This is a genomic window from Methanolobus sediminis (genome assembly GCF_031312595.1).
Classification (GTDB): domain Archaea; phylum Halobacteriota; class Methanosarcinia; order Methanosarcinales; family Methanosarcinaceae; genus Methanolobus; species Methanolobus sediminis.
The window spans coordinates 1,669,218-1,692,616 of record NZ_CP133592.1 but is presented as its reverse complement, the minus strand read 5'-3'; the positions used below and the strand labels follow the sequence as shown (position 1 = coordinate 1,692,616).

Sequence of the window (23,399 nt, the reverse complement as noted above, 5' to 3'; positions counted from 1 at the left end):
AAAGGTGTAATGTAGTTAAAGCGAATCTGTTGCATCTGTACCTGTGGTTATTTGTCTTAGTTTTCCTACGTACCCAGGCAGGCTTTCAATATCCTTTATCTCTTTTTGTACCAGAGATACAACAAGATCCCTTATTCTTGTGTCAGGGTTGACCCCAAGAGCATGCAGATTCTCCACAAGTTTATCAGCAAGTATATTGCCTCTGCGATCCCAGTCAGTGAGAATCACTATTTGCTTCCCGGTCTTTGCAAGTTCTTCACAGAAATTGACAAGTGAATGGTGCGTAGCCAGCCGGAATTCACCACGAATCCCAAGAGACTTTAATGCAACTACATCCCTTTTTCCTTCCACGACAATAATTGAACCCTGGTTGACAAAATCCTGTAACTCATCCAGTAATTTATCCATTTGTTCCATCCTCTTTTCATATACGATCAAAGGAGCTTTCAAATATCTTTTAGAACCAGGTTTTCTTGGTCGCATGACAATCATCCAGAATTTAAAAGTATTGTTAAACAGGATTTAAATTACCTTTCATTTGATTAAAGAATGACCTTTGAAAACATGAAACAAAACAGAATTTAAAAAGAGATAACTATTACAAGTAAAGACCTGTCGCAATCGAAAGCAAACATTTTGGGATTGGGAGGGAATCGTTACGACAGGACATGATAAATTTACTTGTAATAGCGAACGAATTGATCAAACTGTTCATAGTAGTATGCTCTTTCTACCAGGTTGTCGAAATATTCATCCATGTATTTCACCTCAGATACTAGATTGTCCTCTGCATATATTAAGGGGAGGCAAGCGAGGTGAAAGTATTCCGAGAACTGAAATACAATGCAGGAACATTAATATTAAACAGCATCATCCGGCAGTTTATCCTTAAGAACTGCAATGATATGAGAATACTCAGCATTCTGCAAAAGAAGAGATTTCTTGGAATTATGCATTCCATTTACAAAACAGATCTCAGAACTTCGCATTCCGAAAAGATCTGCCAGAGCAGATATTAGTTGTTCATTGGCCTTGCCTTTCTGGGCATTCTGGGATAAACGCACCTCAATACGTTTTCTCCAGATATTATAGCCACTTGGCACACAAAGCACCTTTGAACCGGGAGTTACTTCAATATCAATAATAATCCCGGAATCTACCTCATTTAAAGCATCCTCAAAAGACATTGTGCCAATTCCCCATATCCAGATAAACATCGAATGAACAAAACAAATGTTTGTATGAAAAGAAGGATAATGCTGTCGTCTGGCGCACTAACTCCGGGAGATCATCCTATTGGATTTTCCGCTGTCCTTCCCAGTTTCCCTCGTGACAGGCTTTATCGCACTATCCAGTGTGTTACGTATTGAGGTTGTCTGTACAATCACAGATAGGCTCTGCCATGCTCTCATGCAAGGACCTAACAATACGCATGTTTATCTACTACAGGTGAGACATATAAATATAGCGTCTAAAAAGGCACCTAAAAGGTTAACTGGAAACATATACTTGATAAGTGCTTATAAAGGATAAAAGCCATTAATGAATGTTCATGTCATGGGAACAAACAATATCCGGGAAAATAATATACGGACCAGAGGCAGAGGTCATTGAAGGTTACATTGTCGTAGAGGATGGCATCATTAAGGAAGTGCATGAAAAAAAGAATGATTCCCAAATAATCATTGCTCCCTGTTTTGTAAATGCACATACACACATAGGTGACTCAGTCTGCAAGGATCCTGTTCTTGGCGAAACCGTTGGACACTTCGTAAAAAGAGATCTGGACCAGCTAGTCAAACCACCTGATGGCCTGAAACACCGCATATTGAACAGTACACCTCGTGATGAAATGATCGGAGCGATGAAAAACTCAATCTGCGATATGAATTACACGGGAACCTGTGCATTTGCAGATTTCAGGGAAGGAGGACTAAATGGAATCAACGTTCTCAAAGAAGCCCTAAGTTCATCAGATATAGAAGGAACAATATTTGCCAGACCAGTACAAACCGCAGATGCAGATAAATTCTGCACAGAGCTGGATGAAATACTGGAAAATGCTGACGGACTGGGGATGAGCGGTGCTAATGATATAGACATGAACATACTTGAAACTGCAAGGGAAAAGGCGGCAAAATACGGCGCATCATTTGCCATTCACTCTGGAGAGAATGACCGAAGTGATATAGACAAGGCACTATCGCTTGATCCGGACATATTGATACACATGACACATGCGGAAGAAAAGGACTTAAAACGAGTTGCAGAGAGCGATACGCCAGTAGTCGTTTGTCCGCGATCTAATTTTATCACAGGCGTAGGAATGGCACCTGTTGCAAAAATGCTGGATCAAGGCATAAAAGTGGCGATAGGAACCGATAATATAATGTTAAACTCGGCCAATATGTTCTCTGAAATGGAGATTTTATCTAAAATATTTGGCATAGAGGACAGACAAGTATTTATGATGTGTACGCTTATGGGAGCAACAATATTAGGGCTTGAGAACACCGGTTCTATCCTGGAAGGAAATAAAGCCAAAATTATGATCATTAATGGGAATTCAAGCAATCTCACGGGTACAAGGGAAGTGATCAGCGGGATTGTGAGAAGAGCGCGACCCGATGATATACTATCAGTAATAATTTAAACAGGGATATATTTACGAAGGAGAGGGAAAATGACAAGTACTCTGTACAAAAATATATTTATTGCAACCGATGGATCCAAACAAAACCAGAAAGCAGTTATGCACAGCATCGAACTCGCTAAAATAAGTGGTGCGAAATTATATGCAGGATATGTTGTCGATACTGCAGCTTTTGCATCTATCCCTATGGATGCCGGATGGGAAATGATGTACGAACTCCTGGAAAATGAAGCAAACGGAGCTACGGAGTCAGTTGAAGAACTGGCAAAAAAGGAAGGCGTTACCGTTGAAACCGTGGTCCTTGAAGGTCACCCCAGTCACGAGATCATCGAATTTGCTGATAATAACAACATTGACCTCATTGTAATGGGAACACTCGGAAAGAGCGGATTTGATAGGTTCCTGCTTGGAAGTGTTGCTGAAAAAGTAACAAGAAACTCAAAAGTACCCGTACTTGTAGTGCGAGGCGACTCTGAAGAGGAAGAGTAAGGAGTATCATTATGCCAAAAAACATTAAAATCTCTGATATAATGAGAACAGAAGTTGCATACGCAACCCTTCCTGGATCAAGAGATGAAGTTCACACCCTGCTCAAAGAAAAAAGAGTATCAGGTGTACCTGTATTAAAAGATGGTAAGATCGTAGGTGTTGTGAGCAGGGCTAACCTCCTGAAAAATCCGGAAGAAGAACAGCTTGCACTTTTAATGACACGCAACCCCGTAGTTATAGATCCTGACGGAACCATCGTAGATGCTGCAAAGATACTTCTGGAGCATAACATCAGAAGACTTCCTGTTGTAAAGGAAGAAAAGCTTGTAGGAATCATATCTGTTGCTGATATTGTTGCATCAATTGCAGAACTTAACATAACCGACCATGTTGGACAATACATGAACACAACCGTAGTTCCAATATGGACTGACACGCCTCTCAACGTTGCTGCAAGAGTAATGGAACTTTCAAAAGTAAAGGCATCCCCTGTAATTGATAACAACCTTGAAGTCGTAGGTATTATCACAGATCGTGACATCATAAGTGCCAGTGTTATTGAGGATACTGTAGAGATGTCAGACATGTCCGCAGGTTCAGATGACGATGAATGGACATGGGAATCCATGAGAGATACCATGAGCATTTACTACAGCGTTTCCAGAGTAAAGGTACCTGACATACCAGTAAAGGATGTAATGGTCAGTGACCTTGTGAAAGCTGCATACATATCAGGTGTCAGCGAATGTGCATTGAAGATGAAGAGGAACAAGATAGACCAGATTCCTGTTGTCAATGCTAACCAGAGATTCCTGGGACTCCTGCGTGACCGCAACCTTATGAAAGCGATTGTCGAAAACTAATCATTTAATGGGTAGTAATACCCAAACAATCTTTTTTTATAGTGATTCCAATGGAACGCCCATTTACATTTATAAATTCAGCAATGTCTGCCGATGGTAAGATATCCACAAAAGAGAGAAAGCAGGTAAGGATTTCCGGCCAGATAGATTTCAACCGCATGGACCAGCTGCGTGCAGGATCTGATGCAGTGATGGTAGGTATCGGAACAGTACTCGCTGATGACCCCAGCCTAACAGTGAAATCTGCTGAACTCAAAGAAAGAAGGATTGCAGCAGGCAAGGATGAGAATCCCGCAAGAATTATTGTAGATAGCAAAGCAAGGACGCCTGTTGATGCTGACATCTTTAAAAAGGGTGAAGGAAAACGCATTATAATTGTTTCTGAATCAGCCCCTGCGGCTAAAGTAAACCTTCTGAGAGAGCAGGCAACAATTGTTGTTGCAGGTAAAGAAAAAGTGGACCTTAAACAAGCAATGTCAGAACTCAAGGCCCAGGGAATTGAACGCTTAATGGTTGAAGGTGGCGCAACGCTTAACTGGGGAATGATCTCAAACGGGCTTGTTGATGAGATATATACTTTTGTGGGAAATCTGATAATCGGTGGAAAGACTGCACCAACATTTACAGATGGTGACGGTTTTACTGAAAAAGACATACAGAAACTCGAACTAATTGATGCTGAAAAAATGGAAGAAGGAATTCTTCTCAAATGGAAAGTTCCTGCTAATTCAGAGCAATGATACTTTCTTTTTTTTGAAATACGGTTTTGCTCTTTTTTGTCAATACCGTGCACAAATTATAAATCATCATAATTTAAATATAAGCCAGACAAAGTGCTAACAAAACTAAGCCATGAAAATGTGATATTATGAATAAATTAATCCTGCCGATAATTGTCTTGATTTCAGTGTTCTTCATAGTCGCAGGAATGACAGGTGACAATAGAGAAGCGATGGAAAACAGTGCGATAATAGAGATTACAAGCTCACAGGAGCTTAATGATTTAGTAGCACAGAGACCTGTACTGGTAGAGATCGGGGCAGACTGGTGTCCTGCTTGTAGTTCACAAAAACCTATAATGGCAGATATATCACTGGAATACGAAGGAAAAGCAGCCGTAGTATATATCAATACAGATAATGCAGGATCGCTTGCATCCAGTTTTAACATTTACTCAATCCCGGACTCGTTCGTCATTGTTGAAAACAGTGAAAATGGCTACGTCTACATGGGAGTGGACGGACAGGTCACAACCGACAGGAACTATGCAAGATACATTGGCCTGACAACTAAAAACAAGTTTACAGATTTGCTCGATAACGCAATCGAATACAGGAAATCAGTTGATTAAATGGTCGATGCAAGTACATTAACTCCACTGGCATCTTTTTTTGCAGGTATCGTGAGCGTGCTCTCTCCCTGTGTATTGCCATTGCTTCCCATCGTACTTGCATATTCAACAGGAAACAGCAAGCTACGCCCACTTGCTATAATTGCAGGACTTACTTTATCGTTCACTATAATGGGTGTTGCAGCATCTGCATTCGGAGAATATTTTCTACCATACCTTGGTGAACTCAGGATAATTGCTGAACTCATCATAATTTTCATGGGTATATCGATGCTCATGCAAAAGGATGTGTTTGCATCCCTATCTCAATACACCGGAAAGATCCATGCTGAAGGAAAAGGACTCATAGGAGGTCTTGTTATCGGTGTGTCGCTTGGAATAGTATGGATTCCATGTGTGGGACCAATACTGGCATCAATACTCACCCTTGTGGCACTTGAAGGAGACGTGTTTTATGGTGCAGGACTTCTCTTCATATACGCTATGGGGTTTGCAATACCAATGCTGATTATTGCCTATTCTGCAAAACTGTCCGGTGACAGGCTCAGTAAAATATCTGAATATGATATTGAGCTCAAAAAGGGAGCAGGGATTGTGCTTATTATTGTGGGACTGTGGATGGTTTACACTAACCATCTGTAAGGTAATCTAATTTAAAATAAAAATAAGAACAGATGAATGTGTTCATTCAGGAACACATTACTCTTCATTTGCTATTGTAACAAGTTCATTGATACAGGCAACTGCCATTGGTGTTCCGCCACGTGTACCTACACATGTTATGGAAGGAACCGGTGCGCCCCTGACAACTTCTTTTGATTCTGCGGCGTTGACAAAGCCTACAGGAGTGCCTACAATGATAGCTGGCTTGATGCCGTGCTCGATCATCCTGCATACTGCAAATGCAGCGGATGGTGCATTGCCTATTGCGACAATTGAACCTTCAAGAATGTCCTTGCATTTCAGGAATCCTGCTGCAGTTCTTGTTATGCCATACTTCTTGGCAAGTTCTGCATCCTCGTCCTTGTCAAGTACACAGATAATCTCACAGTTGTGGCCTCTCTTGGTTATTCCTGATTTGACCATGTTAATGTCAACAAGAATAGGAGCTCCTTTTCTGATTGCCTCAACACCTGCTGGAATAGGATCATTAACAAAACGCATGAGGTCTGCTACTGCAGGGTCACCTGTTGAGGTTACACAACGCTGTTTCACGCGGTCTTCAGGAGTTTCATCACCTACAAGTTTGCGGGCGATGTTGCGGCTTGTCATGTAGATTGCCTTGGCTTCATCAGTCTGTGATCCAAGGTCATTGCAGATAGCAACGAGATCAGGATCGATCTCAGTTGTCATCTCCACAAGCTCTTCAATGCTTGTGTCATTCTTTTTGGACTCAGTAGTCATATTTCCGATGATACCCCCTTGGAGTGATTATTCTCTTACCGTATGGTGAATCCCATATGCGGGAATCATTTGTTGTGATAAGGATTGTTGTGCTCATGTCGACCCAGTCGTTGTAGTCCATAACCTCACCAAGGGTTGTGACAACGTAATCCTGGTCGGCATCTCTCAGAGCATTCTTGACAAGAGCTACAGGAACTGAATCTTCCTTGTACTTTCTGATAATTTCAATAGCCTTTGAGAAATTGGATTTGCGCTGGCGGCTCTTTGGATTGTAGAGTGACATCACAAAGTCTGCTGATGCTGCTGCATCAAGTCTTTTCTCGATGACTTCCCATGGCGTAAGAAGGTCACTGAGACTTACGGTACACATATCATTGACAATAGGTGCTCCGACAACACTTGCAGCTGCTGTAATTGCAGTTACACCAGGCAGGACCTCTACTTCAACATCAAGACCTGCGTGTTCTGCAACTTCAAGGACAAGACCTGCCATGCCGTAAACGTTTGCATCGCCGCCACTTATCATGGAAACAACTTTATCCTGCGCAAGCTCTACTGCCTTGCGTGAGCGGTCAACTTCCTTACCCATGGCACTGCGGACTATCTCCTGTTTGTCCAGCAGACTTGCCATCTGGTCAAGATAGGTACCATTTCCGACAATGTAATCTGATGTCATGATTACATCCCTTGCTTTCACTGTCAGCTGTTCGACTGAACCCGGACCTATTCCGATGATGTAGAGTTTACCTTTACTCTGCGATTGCGATTGTGACCCTTCCATATACCTTCTTCCTTAGTATCAATTGTTTTTTTTCAGACAACGCCAATGCAGCAGGTTCTGCCACACCTGTAAGCCCGAAGCGTTTTGCCTGCGAAGCCGACGGCGCATCATAGTTATTCAATTCGTCGTGATCTATGAACGTTATTGTGAGCCCGAAGAACTTAGCTGCTTCATGCAGACCGGTCTCGTTCTCTTTTAATTTTGCTGATGCCAGCCCTTCCACATCATCGATGCTCCTGCCTACCTCCATAAGCGCATTGTTTATCGCATCGATGGCTTCCTGACTGTCAATACCCCTTCGGGCCCCCATACCTATAATCATTTGTCCTCAGCCTTTACTTCATCTCGTTTCAGGACCGAAACATCGTCCCCGACAATGACTATCTTTGGACCTTTAATTTCGAGGACTTCAACATCCTCATCAAGCAGAGCGCAATTTACCTGTACAGTGGACGGCTTATTGACAATATCACATCCAAGTGCCTTTGCAATGCCTTCCACTGAATTCCTGTTGTGAACTTCAGTGGCTGTAGTGACAACCGGGATCGGACCTATCTCTGCGATCTTCCTGACAACCTCGTTGCCCCCGTGATGACCACCAAGCAAAGGAATTGCGAAATTCATATTGGAATCAACCACTATGACTGCAGGATCCTTCCACTTATCCACTATCAAGGGTGCAATCTCACGGACAACAATGCCGGTGGCAAATACTGCCACGATAGCATCGTATTCCTCAAATGCCTTTCTGAAGATTGTTTTGTTAAACAGCAGGATGTCAGCATCCAGATGTTCTGCCAGGCGCTCTGCAACCTCAAGATTTCTCTCAAAGGTTATGACAGCGGTTCTTGTGCCACTCCGTATAAGTAAGACCTCCCGAAGTTACCATATTCCACAGGCTCTACAACTCCACCGATAAGGATCATTGCGGAGCGCTTAATGCCTGCTTCCTTGACCTTACTGGCAATGTCTGCAACAGTGCCCTTAATGATCTTCTGGTCAGGCCATGATGCATGGAAGACAACTGCCACAGGAGTGTCGTCCGGATATTCTACTTTCTCCATGATCTGCTCGATCTTCTGTGTTCCCAGGAAAACCGCCATTGTTGCACCATGTCTTGAAAGCTCTGTTATCTGGTCCTTCTCAAGTGTCTTACCTGCAGGACGTGTTATAATAAGAGTCTCTGAGACATCGTTCAGTGTAAGCTGGGTCTTCAGTGCTGCCGCTGTTGCGAATACTGAGGACACACCAGGAATGATCTCAACCTCTACATCGAACTTCTTGAGTTCTTCGATCTGCTCTACGATAGAACCGTAGAGTGATGGGTCGCCACTGTGTAATCTTACAACCTTCTTACCTGCTTCGAGATTGTCAACTATAAGCTGGTTAGTCTCATCAAGGGTAAGTCCGTAACTGTCGATCTTTTCACCTTTACAGTAATTGACAACTTCAGGATTTACAAGGGAACCTGCATAGATTACAAGGTCAGCCCCTTCAAGAAGCTCTTTGCCCATTACGGTAATGTATTTTGCATTTCCCGGGCCGGACCCTACAAAATAGACTTTTTTATCTGTCATTAGATTCACCTTGTGTTATTCCTTCTGGGCATAGATTATACTGAAATAGTTTCCTTTTTCAGGAATCTGATCCCTTTCTGTGATAATTACTTCTTTGTCACTGAAAAGGCGCTCACAGAAAGTGAACTTGTTAAAGCCTTCCTTTTCATATGATTCAATTATTTCAAGTGGCCTGCTTGCCTTGAGCCTTATCCTGTACTTGCTGTCTGAACCATCGCTTACCTCAAAGGATGAGTCAACCTCAGCACCGGTCTGTGCAGCGAATGATGTGATTGAGCTGATTCCCGGAATTGTTGCAGTTTCAACATCAGGATAGAATTTTTTCATCACACGTTTTAAGTGAGTGAAGGTTGAGAAGAAATTCGGATCGCCAATCAGACCAAAGACAACCAGATTGTCCTTTGATTCCTCTGCAATCATATCAGCATTCTTTTTCCAGACATCATTGAGTACCTCATAATCAGTCAGCATTGGGAAATCAAGAATCTCTGATTCTGCATAAGGTGCCACAAGGTCGGCTGCCATTCGACCAGGAACGTATACCTTATATGCATTTTTCAGGCTTTCTACAGCTTTCAATGTCAGAAGCTCCGGATCACCCGGACCAAGTCCTACTCCTACAAGCATTTTTTATCACCATTAATAAAGATAAGTTACATAAATTAACATCAATTTTTACCGGACTTGCCGACAACAATGTATATCGGATTTTCCGGCTTGAACATGGTTTCGCCAGTTATCGGGGCGCTGCGAGACACTATAATATGCAGTGCCTCTTCGAATAAGTCAAGTTCTTTCATCTTGTTTATTACATTTACGACAGTCTCAATCCTGACCGCATTCAATACAATGCTTTTTGCCTTTTTCTCGGCAAGCACTTCAAGCACACGGGAAATATTCTTTGTGCCACCAATGAATGCACAATCTATTGAACCAACTTCCTGTTTTTCAAGGATATCGGATGATTCACCGGAAAACACTTGTGCATTGTTAATCTTAAATGCTTCGAAATTTTTCTTCGTCACACTAATGGCTTCTTCCCTTGCATCAATAGCGCATATACTGATGTCACGTACCATTTTAGAAGCTTCTATTGACACGGCTCCTGTACCACAACCAATATCAAAAAATCTGCAACCGTCTGCTAAATCAAGTTTAGATAACGAAACTGCGATTATTTCAGGTTTTGTGGGGCCGCCACTTACATGCAAAAGTTCAGTCATATTCCACCTAACTAAGATAAACTGGAGTTAAGTAGATATAAGTTGCCCTTCATAAAACTGTTGCATTATTACGAAATAGTATGAAAATCCAAAAATATTATTAGGGCGGTTGCAATGGAAAACAAGAAAAATGCAAAGAAATTACTGGTACTTGGCACTGCATCAGACGTCGGCAAGAGCATAATGGTCACGGGACTCTGCAGGATACTCTCCAGAAAATATAATGTTGCACCATTTAAGGCCCAGAATATGAGCCTGAATTCATGGATAACAAAAGATGGAAAGGAAATTGGAATTGCCCAGGCCATCCAGGCTAAAGCTGCCGGAGTCGAGCCCACAGCAGATATGAACCCGGTGCTTCTAAAACCAAAAGGGGACAGGACATCACAGGTCATCGTACTCGGGGAACCATATGCAGACAAATCCGCTGGAAATTACTACGATTCAATCGAGGAAATGCACGATGTATTAAGAGGCGCCCTTGAAAGACTTGAATCAGAATATGACCTCATAGTTATGGAAGGAGCAGGAGGAGCTGCAGAGATAAACCTCTACGACCGCGATATAGTCAACGTGGGAACTGCACGCATCACACAGGCACCAATCATCCTCGTAGGAGATATCGAATCAGGCGGAGTGTTTGCAAGCCTTTACGGTACAAAGGCACTGTTGCCTGAAGATGTCGCTAAGAATCTCAAAGGGTTTGTAATCAACAAATTCAGAGGCGACCCCGCAATTCTGGAACCAGGACTCAAGCAGCTTGAGGATCTCACCGGAGTTCCGGTTCTTGGAGTTCTTCCCTATTACAAGCTCAAGATCCCATCCGAAGACTCCATGGCAATCAGAAAGAAGAAAAAAGGACGTGAAGAAAGCGAAGATATCAATGACATCGATATCGCAGTGATCCGCCTGCCAAGGATATCAAATTTCACTGATTTCGAGCCACTTGAGAGAATAGCTAAAGTCAGATACGTAGACCTTGATGAAAATCTGGGGAACCCTGATTGTGTTATCATTCCGGGTACAAAGAACACAGTAAGTGACCTACTTGATCTACAATCCAGCGGTATGGATGTACAGATCAAGAACCTCAAAGACAAAGCAGTTATCTTTGGAATTTGCGGCGGTTACCAGATGCTTGGAAAAGTCATCCACGACTCAGGTGTTGAAAACGGAGTTGAGGCAGATTATGAAGGTCTTGGACTTCTTGAAACTGAAACATCATTCGGAGAATACAAGAAGAAAACCATCCAGGTCAAAAAGGAAATTGTTGCCGACGGACCTATATTCAACCACATTAAAGGTGATGAAATATGGGGATACGAGATCCATATGGGCGCCACAAAAACTCCAAGAACTGTTTTTGGTGATGACGGCAGCATCGATGAAAGCGGAACCGTAGTGGGCACATACCTACATGGGCTTTTCGAGAACGAAAACATCCGTCATGCCCTCATGATATATCTAACAGAAAAGAAAGGTGTGGAGTATCACCCTGAAACTGTGACCACAGAAGATGAGGCTTATGAGGAACTTGCCCGGGTAGTTGAAAGCTGCCTTGACATGGAAAAGATATACGAACTTATAGAAGGCCAGGATTAAGTGAATGGGGGTCATGCCCTTACACTTAATTTTCCATTATACTCGTTTTTACTCACCTGCTCCCTTTCTAACCTTACATATATACTATCAGCTATTTCCGTGTCGACGGCATACCTTGTATGGTTCAGGTCAAAGACATAGGAAGGGTATGATTGCACAAGACTCACAGGTACGCCGGGAAGCACACCCATTGCAAGCATCTTCTGCATTTTGTGTTCCTCCCTCATATCAAAGTAAGCGATCTTCCCGCCCTGACCATTCTTCAGTGCGGAAAGAGGAGCAACAACATGTTCAAGATCCTCCCTGGCCTTTATACAGCATTCACCCTCAGGTATCAACTTCCCATGGGGGCAGGTACGAGGATGGCCAAGCAATATGCATACATTCTCATCAATACCCCTGTGAAGTATGTGCTCGAACTCACACGCAGAACTGCGCACATGTCTTTCCTTTGTGTTCAGCACGTCAACAAGAAGCCGTTCTGCAAGCCTGCGCCTTCTGACAACAGTCTTCCCGTTGGCATCCCCTTCAGGCGAAAGTGTTGCAAGAGTACCGGACAGCAGTATGTTGCCAGTTTCAAGCAGTTCAATAACCTCCGGTGAAGTCCCATCCAGATCAAATGATGAGAGGTCTACCGAATCACTCATTTCTTCATTGATGCAAACCCACATTCTTTCAAGTATGTTCTCTGCATCTTCACTTATCTTCATTTGAATATCCCTCTGATGAATTTTTCCAGTTTTGTTTCCGGTGCTATCTCATACCCACATCCGGGACAACGCTGCATATTACATGAACTGAACCTGCCGCAGCCAGAGCATTTTGATCTATCCGGTTCATCGAATTCCTTGCCGCAAAGGGGACACTTCATAGTACCACTCCGAATGTTGTAAGAAGGTAGTTCACAATGAACCCTACCGCAAAGGCACTTGGGAAGATGAAGGTCGCCATTGCTACAGCGGTTTTGATACCTCTTTCCTTTACTGTCACAAGGAACTGTGCAATACATGGCATGAACAATGTCAGTGTGATAGATGCGACCACAATGTTAACTCCGGTCAGCATACCTGCATTATACATGTCGAACAGGCCGGCTGCACCGAAATCCCTCCTGAAGAAACCATAGAAGAACATGAGTCCTGCTTCAGCAGGGAGACCTATCCACTGTGAGGGATAGCCCATGATCCTGACCGCTATGTCAAACAAACCGGTGAGTCTACCGATCCATATCAATACACTTGCAATGACAAACAGAGGAAGGACCTCAAAGAAATACCACTGCATCCTCGAATATGTCTTTACGAGAACATTCGAGAGTTTCGGAAGCCTGAGAGGAGGCATTTCAATGAAGAAGCTGGGCTTTTCCCCGGGTATTACAAGTGATGAGAGGTAACCTATCAGCATAAGTTCAAAGCCAATAACAACCGCCCATATTGCCAGTGCTTTACTGCTGAACGAGAGAATACCCAGTATGACACCCAGCTGCGCAGAGCATGGAATTGCCAGCGCCAGGAGCATACTCGCAATGACCTTTTCCCTCTTTGTCTCAAGAGTACGCGTGACCATGGTCGCCATAGTGGCACACCCGAAACCAAGTACCATTGGGATTACAGCCCTGCCGCTCATACCCATTTTTTTGAATGCACGGTCAATAAGCATTGCAAGTCGGGGCAGGTATCCGGTATCCTCGATAATGGAGAATACTATAAAGAATGCCCCTACAAGAGGCATGATAAGTGCTATTGCGTATGTCACCGCCTGGGTGAATATTCCATACTCCCCTACAAAGAGGTCCTGTACTACAGGATAGGGTACAAAGGAATTGAACGTCTCAATAACCCAGGGATTGATATGCTCACCAAACAAAGTGCTTTCAAGATAATCCACGACAGTGCCCGCTGCAAAACCGCCCACGAACTTATAAAGGCCAAAGTACAGCACCAACAGCAATATCGGAATTCCGGTCAAAGGCTGTATGAGAAGTTTGTCTATGCGCTCACTGAAAGAATGCCCGGATTCCTTGCGCATGCTTTCCTGGCCAGTTCCTGCCATTGGATTCTCGGTCATGACAGAACTGACGATCTCGTTGACATATTCCTGCCTTTCTATTGTCATTACATAATTAAGAGGATCTGAATACTCCTTTTCGGTCCCTTCAGTAACCTTACCAATAGCTTCAATGTCCTCGTTGTTCTTTTTCACCTCTTCAAGCGCGACAACGTCATTAAGAAGAAGCAATTCTGCAACCGCTTCCTTCGATATTGCATACTCTGATCCGAGAAGTGAGGATATCATGCCAATAGCATGATCTATTCCTCTGCTGTACTTTACATTGTTCTCAGCAGGCTGGTAGCTGTAAGATGAGATGGTATCCTCAAGACGGTCCAGACCTTCTCCTTTAATTGAAGTTGTACATATGACCGGAATCCCGAGTTTCTTTTCAAGCTTTGATTCGTTGATCCTGATACCTCTAACAGAAGCTTCATCCATCATATTGAGGACAAGTATGAGAGGAACCCGTGCCTCGATGAGCTGGAGTGTGAGAGGAAGCATGCGCTGAAGATTCTTGGCGTCGACCACATGCAGGTAAACAAAAGGTTTACTGTTGAAGAGATATTTCTGCGATACCCGTTCTTCGTCGGTTATCGGCTGCAGGGAATACATACCCGGAGTGTCGACTATCTCATACTCCTTTCCACCGATCAGCCCCTTTCCCTTACTCACGGCTACTGTGGTTCCCGGATAATTAGAAACTACTGCATAACTGTCTGAAAAATGATTGAAGATTACGCTTTTACCGACATTGGGATTCCCTACAAGGATTATCCTGTCAAGATCACTATGAGTGTCATCTTCAACACAACAGCAACTTTGTTTTTTAAGAATATGTAACATATTTTCCTATACCTCATGAAAGTAGGTAAGCCTAATTTTAGAAGCCATTGGTACATATGATATATAAACGTTTGCATACCTACCAATTTTAGCCGCAATAATATACCCGGAGAAAATCGGAAAATCACATGTATGGATACATAAAAAAGTCCGTATTCATCGTTCAGGAGGAGCAGGCATTTCATTCAACTTGCAGCTTTGTGTGAAAAGTAAAGGTTGTGTAAAAAAAGTTAATCATAAAAGGAGTAATGCAGAGACCACCGTTCGCATTATTAAGCCTAAGTTTGGAGATTCTGTCAAAGCTAAATCATGGAGTGCACAAGTCAATGAGGTTCTATGCAAAATAGTATGCCATAAGATGTGTATTTTCATTCAAAAAATGTATGAATTGGATATTAACGTGAATTTTGCATCTCAGACTTTTTTGTAAAAAGAATATGGGTATTAAATCACCCATCAAATAACTATTACTTTCTGTTTTTAAGCAAGAACCTAATCAAATCTGTGCTCATATGCAATTCTCTTTCCATCTTTGCTGCAATTTCTTCATCAGAAAGACCATCTGCTCTGTACTGGTCAAAGCGCTCATATACACTTTCTGAAACTTCAGAGTATTCATTGATGTCTTTCCTGTGACCCCATACATCACCTTCGATCAATGCAATACCTTTCATCTCCAAAAACATCTGAGTGGATTTGGAAATTGTTCTTATATAGGAACTTGGTATGTGGAGTGCTTTCACATCAGGGCATTTAGTTATGAGGTTGAATATGTCTGTGTTTGATGGTCTGAATGCAAGATGAATCATTTCTTCATTAGAACCGAGGTTATTGATTTCTTCTTTTGAACTTACAACTCTTATTTTCATCATTTATCTCCAATATTTGAATTAAATGGGATTTATTGTCCAAAAGTATACAAATTACTTAAAAATTACTGTATATACAGAATGAGTTTGAAATTACTATCTTTTTTGAAGGCATATATTTCGGGATGTAGACTAAACTACTTATGAAAATACAAAAAAAGCAAATTTTGAAATTTAGATTCTGTGTAAGAAGTCAAACAAAAATGGGATTTTTACACAAAGCCCACAAAGCCATAATCCTTAAATACAATTAGGCATCTTTAACCACTATTGTACAAAAATATACATTAATGCGTTCAAAGGTGCTAACATGAAGGACTACATCAAGAAGGTAAGTGAAAAGCAGGACCTCTCTATAACAGAAGCAGAGGATGCAATCACCAAAATATTCACAGAGGCCACAGACGCACAGATAGGCGGCCTCCTCATTGCCCTTAAAATGAAGGGAGAGACCCCGGATGAGATTGCGGGTTTTGCAACCGGTATGAAGAAAGCTGCAAACACAATTGTTCCTAAAGTTGAAGGTGCACTTGTGGATGTTGTGGGAACCGGCGGAGACAAACGCAACACGATCAATATCTCAACCGCCTCTGCAATCGTTACCGCAGCAACCGGTGTAGCTGTTGCAAAGCACGGTAACCGCTCCATAACTTCACTTTCCGGTAGTGCCGATGTCCTTAGAGAACTCGGGATAAAAGTGGACAAAGCACCTGAAGAAGTAACCGAATCCATAGAAAAGAACGGAATCGGATTCATGTTCGCACCAATCTTCCATCCTGCAATGAAAAGGGTCGGACCCATAAGACAGGAAATGGGAGTCAGGACAGTTTTCAACATTCTGGGACCACTCACCAACCCTGCAAACGCAAAAGTACAGCTTGTTGGAGTATTTGACAAGAGTCTCTGCGAGCCTTTTGCCCAGGTAATGAAAAAGCTTGGAGTTGACAGGGCAATGGTAGTTCACGGTGACGGCATGGATGAGATATCCAATTTCTCTGAAACTTACGTTGCTGAGCTAAAAGGCGGAAATATCACTACCTACACACTAACACCTGAAGAACTTGGAATCAACAGAGCAACTCCTGAGGATATTGCAGGCGGCACACCTAAGGAGAATGCAATAGATATCATAAGAATACTAAAGGGTGAGAAGGGTCCAAAGAGAGACATTATTGTAATGAACTCAGCAGCAGCCCTATATGTTGCCGGAAAAGCATCCTCTATCAAAGAAGCAATTCCTATGGTAGAGGAAGTTCTTGACAGCGGCAAAGCACTGGCGAAACTCATAGAATTCAGCGATGACGACAACATTCAGGGAGTCATAGATGAAGCATCTGCCCAGAGTTAAGATATGCGGAATGAAAACTGCCGAGGACATTGAACTGGCAGTAAGCTGCGGAGCCGATGCTGTAGGTTTCATCACAGAGGTTCCTGTGAACACCCCCAGGAAACTGGATGCTCAGACCGCCGCAGACCTTGTCAGGAAAGTGCCTTTTTTTGTGGACTCCGTGCTTGTGATAATGCCATCAAGCGGACAGGAAGCACTGGAACTAATTGAGAAGGTCAGGCCGGATGTAGTTCAGCTTCATAACGAGCTCAGCGCAGATGAAGTCGCGATCATACGTAACAACACACACCAGAAGATGATCAGGACATTTGTCGTGCCGGTGGAATGCAGGGAACTGCCATCTGAGATGATGTCAGAGATGGATTCCCTCTATGAGAGTGACCTGATAGACGGCATTCTCCTTGATTCCGGCAAGGCAGGATCAAGTGGTGGCACAGGACTTGTGCACGACTGGTCAGTAAGCAGAAAAGTAGTAGAGAACACGGAAGCTCCGGTGATACTTGCCGGAGGGCTTAAGCCTGACAATATTAGAGATGCGGTTAGCAAAGTAATGCCCTTTGCCGTGGATACCGCTTCCGGTGTGGAAACAGATGGAAAGAAAGACCCTGCAAAGGTATGCAGGTTTATAGAAGAAGCAAGGTGTATCAATGGTTGATTTTGATCTTAATAAAGAGGATTTCAAAACCCTCGTTGAAAATTCACAGAAGCCTGCCATAGTGCAGCTCATGACAAAAGTGGATAGCATTTGCAGCCCACTGCAACTCTATGCAACCCTGCAGAATGCAGGACACTCCTATCTGCTTGAATCAGTAGAGAAAGAAAAAAGACATGCAAGGTATTCATTCGTAGGTTACGAACCTGAAATGGTTGTAGCTATCAAGGACAGATACATTACAATTGAATGCCAGATGAACTCCGAACTTACAAAACACATCTACAACAAACTCAAGGCAATGGGAGATGTGGAATCACTTATAGGTGGTAAGTTCAGGGTAAAGGTCAACGAAGGTGACGATGCCCTTGCAGCTTTCAGGAAGATTTATCCTACAAGCACCGGAACTCAGATGTTGAACCAGAAGCGCTTTGACAGGCAGACATTCCTCGGCGGAGCTATCGGCTATAACAGCTACGATCTCGTTTATGATTCATGGTTAGACCGGGACAAGAAACCTGATGCCGATGTACCTGACATGCACTTTGCCATCATGTCAAAGACCTTTGTCTTCGACCACATAACAAATGAGACATACATTGTTATCACACCATTTGTAACTGAATCAAGTGACCTGAATGATGTTTATGAGCATGCTGTGTCTGAAGCTCAACTCATGGAAAGATCACTTCAGATGGCTTCAGTCATTAGCATCAGTGAGGACATTCCTGCAGCAGATACCGAGGAACCGGTTGCCAATATGGATCAGGCAGCCTATGAAGAAGCAGTGAGAATTGCAAAACACCACATCATTGATGGTGATATTTTCCAGGTAGTTCCTTCCCGCAGGTACACTGTGAAAATGAAGCAGACACCACTGCAACTCTACATCAGGCTCAGGAACATCAATCCAAGTCCTTACATGTACATTTTCAACTTCAAGGATATTGGCATCGTAGGTGCAAGTCCTGAAACCCTTATGACAGTCTTTGACAGGAAAGTTATCACAAACCCTATCGCAGGAACATGCCCCCGCGGCAATAATGACGAAGAGGACAGGGAACTGGCACAGGAGATGCTCAATGACAAGAAAGAGCGTGCAGAACATGTAATGCTTGTTGACCTTGGCCGCAATGATGTCAGAATGGTCTCAAAAGGCGGAACCGTCAAGGTTGATGACCTTATGAGCGTGGTGAAATACTCTCACTTACAGCACATCGAAAGTACCGTAAGTGGCGAGCTCAGGGATGAGTGTGACCAGTTTGATGCCACACGTGCCATATTCCCGGCAGGCACACTTTCAGGTGCTCCAAAAATAAGGGCTATGGAAATTATAGATGACCTTGAACCAGAGTCAAGAGGAATCTATGGCGGCGGTGTTGGTTACTATTCATGGAATGGTGACGCTGACTTTGCAATTGTCATAAGGACAGTTCTTATCAAGAACAACACAGCTTATGTGCAGGCAGGAGCCGGTATTGTAGCTGACTCTGACCCGACTTACGAATACAAAGAAACCGAAAGGAAAATGGCTGCAATGATAAAGGCCATAGGAGGAAAACAATGAAGGTATTGTTCATAAACAACAAGGATTCCTTTGTCTGGAATCTCGTGGACTATGTTTCCATATACGAACCTGATACCATGGTCGTTCCTAACACCATTTCCCTTGAAGAAGTAAAGGAAATTAACCCTGATGCTATCGTGATCTCCCCTGGTCCGGGCACACCTCATAAAGCAGAGGACATTGGATCATGTCTTGATGTTATCAGGGAATTCGGACCGGAAAAACCCGTGCTTGGAGTTTGTCTTGGACACCAGGCAATTAATACTGCATTCGGCGGAACCATCGGACATGCAAAGGGTGGCCCGATTCATGGAAAAACATCTGATATCAACCATGAGGACACTCCACTTTTTGAAGGACTTGGAGACAAGTTCAAAGGCGGAAGATATCATTCACTTGCCATTGAGAAACTGGCAGATGATCTAAAGGTCACTGCAAAGACAGATGATGACATAATCATGGCAGTTGAGCACAAGGAATATCCCGTATATGGCTTGCAGTTCCATCCGGAATCCATTCTTACTGAAGAAGGACTGTGGATAATCAAGAATTTCCTGAAAATCGCTGAGCAAAGGAACAGGAACTAACTGATAGACTGATTTAATATTTACAGAGTAGTCCCTCTGTAACTTATTTTTAGATCAAACAGAGGAATCTCTGCAATTTTAGTAAAAACAAAATGAAATAATGGAAGGATAGATTTGGGAAAATATGGAATCAACCCGAAAACAAAACCATGGGAACCATCATGGAGAAAACGCTGGACTGGAACACGAAAGTCAGTTGATTCTGCAAGAAGCCATGAGTTTTGGATAGAACCTTCCAGGATTTCAGACTGAGTTGGAACCATCACAATAATTAAGCACTTGAAGGCTTATTCTTAACTATGCTTATCGGTATCACAGGAACACCGGGAACTGGGAAAACATCAGTGACCAAGCTGCTTGAAGAGGAACCTTACTATCAGGTGATCCACCTTAATGAGCTTATCAAAGACGAGAAGCTTTACTCAGAGGTGGATGCTGAAAGGGACTGTGTTGTTGCTGATATGGATATGGTTTACGACAGAATTCTGGAGCTTCAGGATAAGTCATATACTGTGACCATCGTTGACAGTCATCTTTCCCATCACATTGCTGATATTGTTATTGTATTGAGAACAGATCCTGCGGTACTGAAAGAAAGGCTTGAAAAAAGGAATTATTCCGAAGAGAAAGTAAAGGAGAATCTAGAAGCTGAGGCTCTTGATATTATCCTTGCAGAAGCTGTAGAGTGGTGTGAGAAAGTCTTTGAAATTAATACTACTGAAGAAAGTGCGGAAAAGACTTTGAAGAATATTATGCGAATCATCGGGGGACTTAGAAATGGCAATACCGGGGAACTTGAAGAGGAATTCAGGCCGGGATCTGTTGACTGGTGTGATTATCTATTCGACTGAATTGCAATCATCCACCTCTGGACATCTATATTTAACACTCCTACATTCTGTTTTCAATTTCCTGTCAAAGATCGGGAATGACCTTTCATAACCACAAATACATTGTTGAAACTGAGTTCATTCCTCATCTTCTGAGAGAAGACAAATGTAAGAAAACATAATACACATTTTACCCGATCAGAGAAAGATTGAATGCATTCGTAAATAAATTTGTTCATGGTTAAAGTATATAAAAAATGCAACAATTGAGAATATGGAGATATTGCCGTGATGCGAACACATAAATAGATTAGTAGAGTATCCTGTATAGGATTTATAGAATCTTACATTTGCATCTTGCCGAGATGACAGAGTGGCTAATGTGACCGCCTGCAGAGCGGTTTTCCGGGAGTTCGAATCTCTCTCTCGGCATTTTATTTATCAGGGTGTTTACTGTGGTGCTTAGAGTTTACAATACATTGACAAGAGAAGTAGAGGATTTTGTACCTCTGAACAACAATAAAGTGAATATGTATGTTTGCGGACCCACAGTTTACGACCACTGTCATCTGGGCCACGCCAGAAGTTATGTTTCTTTTGATGTTATCAGGCGCTACCTGATATACCGTGGATACGATGTGAATTATGTATCCAATATTACTGATGTCGATGACAAGGTAATAAACCGGGCAAAGGAAAGCGGAGAAGATGCCTTTGAACTTTCAAGGAAGTTCACTGCATCTTTTGAGGAAGATATGCAGGCTCTTGGAGTGATGGAACCTGATACACGTCCTAAAGTTACAGAACATATAGATGACATCATAGATACTGTAACCAAGCTTATTGAAAACGGTTCAGCATATGCAACTGCGAAAGGGAACGTATACTATGACCTTGAGAAATCTGCGGACAGGATAGGCATACTTAGCCACCAGACTGTTGAAGGCTTAATGGAAGGATCAGGGTGCCGAATTGATGTAGAGGATGATAAAAGGTACCAGCTTGATTTTGTGCTCTGGAAAAACTCTCCTGAAAATGAACCCGGCTGGGACAGTCCCTGGGGAAAAGGAAGACCCGGGTGGCATATCGAATGTTCTGTCATGTCCATGAAATACTGCTCTGAGCAACTGGACATCCACGGTGGAGGAATGGACCTCATATTCCCGCACCATGAAGCTGAAATTCACCAATCCGAAAGCTGCACGGGAATGCATCCTTTCAGTAAGTACTGGATGCACAATGGTTTTCTTACCATTGACAAGGAAAAAATGTCAAAGTCCCTTGGGAACTTCTTTACAATAAAGGAAGTGCTCGAAAAATTCTCTCCCGGAACTATCAGGTTCTTCATTGTTTATACTCACTACAGAAGTACCATTGACTTTAGTGAGGATGCGCTCGTAGAAGCTGGCAGAGCAAGAAAGAGATTAATGAATGCTTCCTCAAATGTAAAACATGCGGTCTCCGAAGCACCAGATAATGACAATGACTGGGGACTTTCAGAACTCATAGATGAAACCAGAACCGCATTTATTGAGTCAATGGATGACGACTTCAATACCAGAGAAGCAATCGGTAACCTTTTTGTATTCAGCCGCAAGGTCAATTCTATAATCGCAAACGAAAAACCCGGAAGAAACTCTCTTGGGAAGGTGCTTGATTTCTACTCGGAAATAAACGAAGTCCTGGGTATCTTTGACGATGATGAGAATTCGGGCTCAGAAGAACAAAGTAATGGAATTTCAGACGACGACATTAATGAGCTTGTCGAACTCAGAGACAAAGCACGTGCTGAAAAGAACTGGGCTAAAGCTGATGCCATACGTGATGAGTTGAAAGAGGAAGGAATCATCATTGAAGATGGCAAAGAAGGAGTCCGGTGGAGAAGGGAATAGTATAGATGATAACGATCTATCAGGTAGATGCTTTCACTGACATACCTTTTGCCGGAAACCCCGCAGGAGTTTGTATTCTTGACGGGCCGGCTAATGAAGAATGGATGCAGAACGTAGCAAAGGAAATGGCTATTTCGGAAACTGCATTCCTGTATCCTGAAAATGACGGGTACGATCTGCGCTGGTTTGCACCTGACGCAGAAGTAGACCTTTGCGGACATGCAACTCTTGCAAGTGCCCATATTTTGTGGGAAAAAGGATTCGCAGGAGAAGATGAAACCTTAAGGTTCTTCACAAAAAGCGGTTTGCTAACTGCTACCTTTAATGATGGATGGGTCGAGCTTGACTTCCCCGCACTTACAGAAGAAGAGACTGATGCTCCGGTAGGACTTACAGAAGCCCTTGGAGTAAAAACATTATATACTGGAAAAAATGCTTTTGATTATCTTGTTGAAGTTGCTTCAGAGGAAGAGTTGAGATCGATAAAGCCTGACCTCCCCAAGCTTGCAGAGATAACTGCCAGAGGAATAAATGTCACAGCTATTTCTTCGTCCAAAGAATACGATTTCATATCCAGGCTTTTTGCTCCTGCAATAGGAATTCCCGAAGACCCGGTTACCGGTTCCGCCCACTGCTGCCTTGGACCTTATTGGGCAAAAAAACTGAACAAGACCGTTTTCACTGCATATCAGGCCTCTGAAAGAGGCGGATTCCTTAAAGTACAGGTTAAAGGTGAAAGAGTTCTGATCTCCGGTAAGGCAGTGACTGTTATTGAAGGAAAGATACTGGGACAATGAAAATAAAAGAAGGATTTGA

At 42.9% G+C, this 23,399-nt stretch carries 28 protein-coding genes and 1 tRNA gene; 16 read left to right on the top strand and 13 right to left on the bottom strand.

Annotation, left to right across the window (positions count from 1 at the left end):
• Positions 1–15: 15 nt before the first annotated feature.
• Entirely contained in the window at positions 16–483 is a 468-nt protein-coding gene (locus tag RE474_RS08235; protein WP_309309901.1) for a toprim domain-containing protein, read from the bottom strand.
• 377 nt (positions 484–860) lie between these two features.
• Positions 861–1,217 (bottom strand): DUF167 domain-containing protein, encoded by a 357-nt coding sequence (locus RE474_RS08230; RefSeq protein ID WP_438861570.1) that lies wholly within the window; start codon positions 1,215–1,217, stop codon positions 861–863.
• Positions 1,218–1,552: 335 nt separating this feature from the next.
• Here RE474_RS08230 and RE474_RS08225 point away from each other — a divergent pair, with 335 nt between their 5' ends.
• The 6 genes from RE474_RS08225 (at position 1,553) to RE474_RS08200 (ending at position 5,998) form a co-directional block, all read left to right on the top strand.
• Positions 1,553–2,653, top strand: coding sequence for an amidohydrolase family protein (locus RE474_RS08225; RefSeq protein ID WP_309309900.1), 1,101 nt, complete (start codon positions 1,553–1,555; stop codon positions 2,651–2,653).
• Positions 2,654–2,683: 30 nt separating this feature from the next.
• Positions 2,684–3,142 carry a universal stress protein gene (locus RE474_RS08220; protein WP_309309899.1) on the top strand — a complete coding sequence of 153 codons (459 nt, stop codon included), beginning with the start codon at positions 2,684–2,686 and terminating at the stop codon, positions 3,140–3,142.
• Positions 3,143–3,153: 11 nt separating this feature from the next.
• A complete protein-coding gene (locus tag RE474_RS08215; RefSeq protein ID WP_309309898.1) occupies positions 3,154–4,005 on the top strand; it encodes a CBS domain-containing protein in 852 nt (283 codons plus the stop codon).
• A gap of 50 nt (positions 4,006–4,055) precedes the next feature.
• On the top strand, positions 4,056–4,745 hold the full coding sequence (locus tag RE474_RS08210) for a 2,5-diamino-6-(ribosylamino)-4(3H)-pyrimidinone 5'-phosphate reductase (RefSeq protein ID WP_309309897.1): 690 nt from the start codon (positions 4,056–4,058) through the stop codon (positions 4,743–4,745).
• Positions 4,746–4,873: 128 nt separating this feature from the next.
• Complete coding sequence (locus RE474_RS08205; RefSeq protein WP_309309896.1) at positions 4,874–5,356, top strand: thioredoxin family protein; 483 nt, start codon at positions 4,874–4,876, stop codon at positions 5,354–5,356.
• Positions 5,357–5,998: a cytochrome c biogenesis CcdA family protein gene (locus tag RE474_RS08200; RefSeq protein ID WP_309309895.1), complete on the top strand. Its 642-nt coding sequence runs from the start codon at positions 5,357–5,359 to the stop codon at positions 5,996–5,998. It abuts the gene before it with no gap.
• A gap of 57 nt (positions 5,999–6,055) precedes the next feature.
• Here RE474_RS08200 and RE474_RS08195 read toward each other — a convergent pair whose 3' ends face one another.
• From RE474_RS08195 to cbiT, 7 genes are all read right to left on the bottom strand, one after another.
• On the bottom strand, positions 6,056–6,760 hold the full coding sequence (locus RE474_RS08195; protein ID WP_309309894.1) for a precorrin-8X methylmutase: 705 nt from the start codon (positions 6,758–6,760) through the stop codon (positions 6,056–6,058).
• Positions 6,750–7,541 carry a precorrin-3B C(17)-methyltransferase gene (gene cobJ / locus RE474_RS08190; RefSeq protein ID WP_309309893.1) on the bottom strand — a complete coding sequence of 264 codons (792 nt, stop codon included), beginning with the start codon at positions 7,539–7,541 and terminating at the stop codon, positions 6,750–6,752. Before cobJ ends, RE474_RS08195 begins: the two co-directional genes overlap by 11 nt.
• Positions 7,510–7,851 (bottom strand): cobalamin biosynthesis protein, encoded by a 342-nt coding sequence (locus RE474_RS08185; protein ID WP_309309892.1) that lies wholly within the window; start codon positions 7,849–7,851, stop codon positions 7,510–7,512. The genes cobJ and RE474_RS08185 overlap by 32 nt, the downstream gene beginning before the upstream one ends.
• 8 nt (positions 7,852–7,859) lie before the next feature.
• Positions 7,860–8,261 carry a cobalamin biosynthesis protein CbiG gene (locus tag RE474_RS08180; protein ID WP_309309891.1) on the bottom strand — a complete coding sequence of 134 codons (402 nt, stop codon included), beginning with the start codon at positions 8,259–8,261 and terminating at the stop codon, positions 7,860–7,862.
• 113 nt (positions 8,262–8,374) lie between these two features.
• Positions 8,375–9,118 carry a precorrin-4 C(11)-methyltransferase gene (gene cobM / locus RE474_RS08175; RefSeq protein ID WP_309309890.1) on the bottom strand — a complete coding sequence of 248 codons (744 nt, stop codon included), beginning with the start codon at positions 9,116–9,118 and terminating at the stop codon, positions 8,375–8,377.
• A gap of 15 nt (positions 9,119–9,133) precedes the next feature.
• The gene (locus RE474_RS08170; RefSeq protein ID WP_309309889.1) at positions 9,134–9,745 is read right to left on the bottom strand and encodes a cobalt-factor II C(20)-methyltransferase; all 612 of its coding nucleotides are present in this window, start codon (positions 9,743–9,745) and stop codon (positions 9,134–9,136) included.
• A 41-nt stretch (positions 9,746–9,786) separates the two neighbouring features.
• Complete coding sequence (gene cbiT / locus RE474_RS08165; RefSeq protein WP_309309888.1) at positions 9,787–10,341, bottom strand: precorrin-6Y C5,15-methyltransferase (decarboxylating) subunit CbiT; 555 nt, start codon at positions 10,339–10,341, stop codon at positions 9,787–9,789.
• Between the two features lie 114 nt (positions 10,342–10,455).
• On the opposite strand from cbiT, the gene RE474_RS08160 reads away from it, so the two are divergent.
• A complete protein-coding gene (locus RE474_RS08160; RefSeq protein ID WP_309309887.1) occupies positions 10,456–11,943 on the top strand; it encodes a cobyric acid synthase in 1,488 nt (495 codons plus the stop codon).
• Positions 11,944–11,954: 11 nt separating this feature from the next.
• Here RE474_RS08160 and RE474_RS08155 read toward each other — a convergent pair whose 3' ends face one another.
• From RE474_RS08155 to RE474_RS08140, 4 genes are all read right to left on the bottom strand, one after another.
• Entirely contained in the window at positions 11,955–12,653 is a 699-nt protein-coding gene (locus tag RE474_RS08155; RefSeq protein ID WP_309309886.1) for a metal-dependent transcriptional regulator, read from the bottom strand.
• A complete protein-coding gene (locus RE474_RS08150) occupies positions 12,650–12,814 on the bottom strand; it encodes a hypothetical protein (RefSeq protein ID WP_309309885.1) in 165 nt (54 codons plus the stop codon). The genes RE474_RS08155 and RE474_RS08150 overlap by 4 nt, the downstream gene beginning before the upstream one ends.
• Positions 12,811–14,838 (bottom strand): ferrous iron transport protein B, encoded by a 2,028-nt coding sequence (gene feoB / locus RE474_RS08145; RefSeq protein ID WP_309309884.1) that lies wholly within the window; start codon positions 14,836–14,838, stop codon positions 12,811–12,813. Before feoB ends, RE474_RS08150 begins: the two co-directional genes overlap by 4 nt.
• A 467-nt stretch (positions 14,839–15,305) precedes the next feature.
• A complete protein-coding gene (locus tag RE474_RS08140; RefSeq protein ID WP_309312228.1) occupies positions 15,306–15,707 on the bottom strand; it encodes a DUF1699 family protein in 402 nt (133 codons plus the stop codon).
• 310 nt (positions 15,708–16,017) lie between these two features.
• Here RE474_RS08140 and trpD point away from each other — a divergent pair, with 310 nt between their 5' ends.
• From trpD to RE474_RS08095, 9 genes are all read left to right on the top strand, one after another.
• Positions 16,018–17,055 carry an anthranilate phosphoribosyltransferase gene (gene trpD / locus RE474_RS08135; RefSeq protein ID WP_309309883.1) on the top strand — a complete coding sequence of 346 codons (1,038 nt, stop codon included), beginning with the start codon at positions 16,018–16,020 and terminating at the stop codon, positions 17,053–17,055.
• Positions 17,033–17,710, top strand: coding sequence for a phosphoribosylanthranilate isomerase (locus RE474_RS08130; protein WP_309309882.1), 678 nt, complete (start codon positions 17,033–17,035; stop codon positions 17,708–17,710). The genes trpD and RE474_RS08130 overlap by 23 nt, the downstream gene beginning before the upstream one ends.
• Positions 17,703–19,274: an anthranilate synthase component I gene (gene trpE, locus RE474_RS08125; RefSeq protein ID WP_309309881.1), complete on the top strand. Its 1,572-nt coding sequence runs from the start codon at positions 17,703–17,705 to the stop codon at positions 19,272–19,274. Before RE474_RS08130 ends, trpE begins: the two co-directional genes overlap by 8 nt.
• Positions 19,271–19,861, top strand: a complete 591-nt coding sequence (locus RE474_RS08120; protein WP_309309880.1) for an anthranilate synthase component II — start codon at positions 19,271–19,273, stop codon at positions 19,859–19,861. Before trpE ends, RE474_RS08120 begins: the two co-directional genes overlap by 4 nt.
• Before the next feature lie 114 nt (positions 19,862–19,975).
• A complete protein-coding gene (locus tag RE474_RS08115; RefSeq protein ID WP_309309879.1) occupies positions 19,976–20,113 on the top strand; it encodes a hypothetical protein in 138 nt (45 codons plus the stop codon).
• Positions 20,114–20,160: 47 nt separating this feature from the next.
• Positions 20,161–20,712 carry an adenylate kinase family protein gene (locus RE474_RS08110; protein WP_309309878.1) on the top strand — a complete coding sequence of 184 codons (552 nt, stop codon included), beginning with the start codon at positions 20,161–20,163 and terminating at the stop codon, positions 20,710–20,712.
• Between the two features lie 338 nt (positions 20,713–21,050).
• A tRNA-Cys gene (locus RE474_RS08105) sits at positions 21,051–21,123 on the top strand.
• Positions 21,124–21,146: 23 nt separating this feature from the next.
• A complete protein-coding gene (gene cysS / locus RE474_RS08100; protein ID WP_309309877.1) occupies positions 21,147–22,583 on the top strand; it encodes a cysteine--tRNA ligase in 1,437 nt (478 codons plus the stop codon).
• Positions 22,584–22,588: 5 nt separating this feature from the next.
• Entirely contained in the window at positions 22,589–23,380 is a 792-nt protein-coding gene (locus RE474_RS08095) for a PhzF family phenazine biosynthesis protein (RefSeq protein ID WP_309309876.1), read from the top strand.
• Positions 23,381–23,399: the final 19 nt, after the last annotated feature.

Coding starts and splice junctions, on each gene's coding strand:
- RE474_RS08235 (WP_309309901.1), bottom strand. CDS start 483: ATGCGACCAAGAAAACCTGGTTCTAAAAGATATTTGAAAGCTCCTTTG.
- RE474_RS08230 (WP_438861570.1), bottom strand. CDS start 1,217: ATGTTTATCTGGATATGGGGAATTGGCACAATGTCTTTTGAGGATGCT.
- RE474_RS08225 (WP_309309900.1), top strand. CDS start 1,553: ATGTCATGGGAACAAACAATATCCGGGAAAATAATATACGGACCAGAG.
- RE474_RS08220 (WP_309309899.1), top strand. CDS start 2,684: ATGACAAGTACTCTGTACAAAAATATATTTATTGCAACCGATGGATCC.
- RE474_RS08215 (WP_309309898.1), top strand. CDS start 3,154: ATGCCAAAAAACATTAAAATCTCTGATATAATGAGAACAGAAGTTGCA.
- RE474_RS08210 (WP_309309897.1), top strand. CDS start 4,056: ATGGAACGCCCATTTACATTTATAAATTCAGCAATGTCTGCCGATGGT.
- RE474_RS08205 (WP_309309896.1), top strand. CDS start 4,874: ATGAATAAATTAATCCTGCCGATAATTGTCTTGATTTCAGTGTTCTTC.
- RE474_RS08200 (WP_309309895.1), top strand. CDS start 5,357: ATGGTCGATGCAAGTACATTAACTCCACTGGCATCTTTTTTTGCAGGT.
- RE474_RS08195 (WP_309309894.1), bottom strand. CDS start 6,760: ATGACTACTGAGTCCAAAAAGAATGACACAAGCATTGAAGAGCTTGTG.
- cobJ (WP_309309893.1), bottom strand. CDS start 7,541: ATGGAAGGGTCACAATCGCAATCGCAGAGTAAAGGTAAACTCTACATC.
- RE474_RS08185 (WP_309309892.1), bottom strand. CDS start 7,851: ATGGGGGCCCGAAGGGGTATTGACAGTCAGGAAGCCATCGATGCGATA.
- cobM (WP_309309890.1), bottom strand. CDS start 9,118: ATGACAGATAAAAAAGTCTATTTTGTAGGGTCCGGCCCGGGAAATGCA.
- RE474_RS08170 (WP_309309889.1), bottom strand. CDS start 9,745: ATGCTTGTAGGAGTAGGACTTGGTCCGGGTGATCCGGAGCTTCTGACA.
- cbiT (WP_309309888.1), bottom strand. CDS start 10,341: ATGACTGAACTTTTGCATGTAAGTGGCGGCCCCACAAAACCTGAAATA.
- RE474_RS08160 (WP_309309887.1), top strand. CDS start 10,456: ATGGAAAACAAGAAAAATGCAAAGAAATTACTGGTACTTGGCACTGCA.
- RE474_RS08155 (WP_309309886.1), bottom strand. CDS start 12,653: ATGAAGATAAGTGAAGATGCAGAGAACATACTTGAAAGAATGTGGGTT.
- RE474_RS08150 (WP_309309885.1), bottom strand. CDS start 12,814: ATGAAGTGTCCCCTTTGCGGCAAGGAATTCGATGAACCGGATAGATCA.
- feoB (WP_309309884.1), bottom strand. CDS start 14,838: ATGTTACATATTCTTAAAAAACAAAGTTGCTGTTGTGTTGAAGATGAC.
- RE474_RS08140 (WP_309312228.1), bottom strand. CDS start 15,707: ATGAAAATAAGAGTTGTAAGTTCAAAAGAAGAAATCAATAACCTCGGT.
- trpD (WP_309309883.1), top strand. CDS start 16,018: ATGAAGGACTACATCAAGAAGGTAAGTGAAAAGCAGGACCTCTCTATA.
- RE474_RS08130 (WP_309309882.1), top strand. CDS start 17,033: ATGAAGCATCTGCCCAGAGTTAAGATATGCGGAATGAAAACTGCCGAG.
- trpE (WP_309309881.1), top strand. CDS start 17,703: ATGGTTGATTTTGATCTTAATAAAGAGGATTTCAAAACCCTCGTTGAA.
- RE474_RS08120 (WP_309309880.1), top strand. CDS start 19,271: ATGAAGGTATTGTTCATAAACAACAAGGATTCCTTTGTCTGGAATCTC.
- RE474_RS08110 (WP_309309878.1), top strand. CDS start 20,161: ATGCTTATCGGTATCACAGGAACACCGGGAACTGGGAAAACATCAGTG.
- RE474_RS08095 (WP_309309876.1), top strand. CDS start 22,589: ATGATAACGATCTATCAGGTAGATGCTTTCACTGACATACCTTTTGCC.